This window comes from Bacillus sp. JJ1503, from assembly GCF_036965125.1.
Lineage (GTDB): Bacteria > Bacillota > Bacilli > Bacillales > Cytobacillaceae > Cytobacillus.
Genome location: NZ_JBALOZ010000468.1, coordinates 1 through 2,474 on the forward strand (window position 1 = coordinate 1; position 2,474 = coordinate 2,474).

3 protein-coding genes and 1 pseudogene are annotated in these 2,474 nt (G+C 34.0%); all 4 read right to left on the reverse strand.

Going from position 1 to position 2,474, the window contains the following annotated elements; all coding sequences use genetic code 11:
• Window positions 1-434: 434 nt before the first annotated feature.
• Window positions 435-1,091 (reverse strand): polysaccharide deacetylase family protein, encoded by a 657-nt coding sequence (locus V7149_RS25285; RefSeq protein ID WP_335348320.1) that lies wholly within the window; start codon window positions 1,089-1,091, stop codon window positions 435-437.
• Window positions 1,092-1,396: 305 nt separating this feature from the next.
• Window positions 1,397-1,753, reverse strand: coding sequence for a hypothetical protein (locus V7149_RS25290; protein WP_335348321.1), 357 nt, complete (start codon window positions 1,751-1,753; stop codon window positions 1,397-1,399).
• A gap of 346 nt (window positions 1,754-2,099) precedes the next feature.
• Window positions 2,100-2,288 (reverse strand): hypothetical protein, encoded by a 189-nt coding sequence (locus V7149_RS25295; protein WP_335348322.1) that lies wholly within the window; start codon window positions 2,286-2,288, stop codon window positions 2,100-2,102.
• Window positions 2,278-2,474, reverse strand: a pseudogene (locus V7149_RS25300) (hypothetical protein); the annotation flags it as partial. The gene V7149_RS25295 and the pseudogene V7149_RS25300, both read right to left, overlap by 11 nt.

Genomic DNA, 2,474 nt, shown 5'->3' on the forward strand with positions numbered 1-2,474 from the left:
TCGGCCCATTACCTAACTGTCTACGCTTAAAGACGAAAGTTACCTTTAGCCCTCCAAGACTCGCTACGAGTGAATGGCTAGTTCTTACTCGACGGGAATCCCACCCGTTATATGATACGACCTATGCTCGGCCGCACAACTGCTTCGTTAGTACAATAACTTCTATAAAAGAGCACTTCTCCTTCTTGAAGAAATGCACCCATTAGTTCAATAAGAAATGAGGAGTAAAAGTACGAGGATTAGGGAATGTGATTTATTGCAATATAGCAGTGCCCCTTTTTATTTACATGTCTCACATACCTTAATGGAGAGAGTTTATTTTCGTTTGACATGAAAATTTCCATAGAGTTTTCCTTACTACCTAATATTCGGGTGAAAAAATCAGAGGTTTCACTCATCACATTTGTTACTATTCAGGAGAAAAATTTAAATGATTACCATTTTTCTATAGTAAAACACTTTTGATGAAATACTGGAATAGTTAGGAATTTATTACCTGATTGCATTAAATCCTCAATTATATTTGGCAAAGAGAGGACAGTAGCATCTCTCGGACCACTTCCAAATTTATCACCATCATGTAATAATACGATGCTATCAGTCTTTGTTTTTTTTAGAACACGTCTTTCAATCTTTTTTGCACTTGTTAAAGACCAGTCCCGACTATTTACATTCCATAATACTGATTTCAAACCCGAATCATGAATAATTCTAAGGGATTGATCATCTATCTTACCATACGGCGCACGAAAGATTATCGGTTCTTTGCCGATTATTTTTTTTATTTCCAAGTTGTTTTTTTTGATCTGGCTTGATAACTCTTTTGCTGATAAATCGGTGATTTTTGGATGATTCCAAGTATGATTTCCTATAACATGCTTTTCGTTATTTATCCGCTTAACGATTTCAGGATATTTTATTACTGCTTTACCTACAACAAAAAAAGTTGCTTTAATATTATAGGTTCCCAAGATGTCAAGAATCTGATTTGTGTATGGAGATGGTCCATCATCAAAGGTAAGTGAGACGAATTTAGATTTACTAATTGCCATTATCAATACACTCGCTTTGTTAACAATAATATCTATCATATGTTTGTTTATCCTTTTGGAAACCTTATTTATCACAACCTCAATCCTGGAGATTTTTCCTTGCTCAACTAACCTCCATTAGTTGAAGTGCAAACCTTCACAATATCTATTGTGTTTCAAACACAATTATCCAATTTCCAATACGGGGGCTGTTCAACAATCTGGCCCTATAATAAAAATATGCGATGTTCCTTTTACAGAAAAGCACTGGAATGCTGAATATGGAAAAATTAAAAAGATTTATTATTAGTTATTGTGCTAACGCACCCGTTAGTTCAAGAAAGAAGATATTCTTTTTCTATAAATTAATTTGGATTGTTTTCTAATAAAAATTCAATCAATTCCTCTTCACTATTAGTTTTAAATACAACATCCTTTACATCAAATACAATAAATGTTGGTGTTTCTTCTAACTCTAAGAATTTATATGAATTGGCTGTATCCTCTAAAGAAGTTCTTCCATGTATTTTTTTGACATTCTTTATACCATTTTTCGTCTTCCACTCATTATCAAGATTGTATATTCCAGTATCGTCAACAACTAATAGGGAATATTTGCTTTCATCATTTGAGAACAATGGATGTATCGGCTCTGTTTCAGATCTGTTTGAGCAGCCTACTAATATTACAAAAAAACAAAACAATAAAAGTACCTTCTGCAAAATGTACCGCCTCCACTGAAATCTTAACATAAATACTTGTAATTTTCAGTCATTTTAAATTAACTTTTATTAAAGTAACCTGCATGTTAGTGAAAAAGCGACCGTCCCTGTTGAACAATCTCACCCGTTAGCCATCCATGAAGCGCAAAAATTAGCGCTTCACCACAGAGAATGAAAATGGATTCCCCTGTCTAATGAACACTCAGAAGGCCCAGCCTTTTTTTAAAAAGCGTTTTACTGGGTCAATTTTGTTATGCTTTTTTCTGGGTTTTGAGCTTTTTAAGTTTTCATGGGAGTTGAACAAGAAAAAAGCGATTCCATATTAGGAATCGTACGTCTGGATTGTCTAATTAGATTGTGATTTTCTTAGCATTGCCCCGTTTGCAACAATTCCGATAAACCCAGTAATTGCGAAAAAACATGCTACAAACATAGGTGCTGAAGAAAGTGATTCAGTAAGTATTCTAAACATACCAAAAGCAAAAACAAGCAAACTACATATTAGTGTAATAATTAAACGAGTTTTATTTTTCACTTTTTAGACCTCCTAACAAGAACAGTTTTACAATCCATCTAATAATTCCAATCACCAGAATGAGGACCCCATTAGCTAAGGTTATAAGTCCTAAGAATGCTCCACCATATCCTGCACCTTCTCCTGTTCCTCCTGAACTCCAATCATAAAAATGAAGAAATAATGCACCACTTGAAAAACCAATCA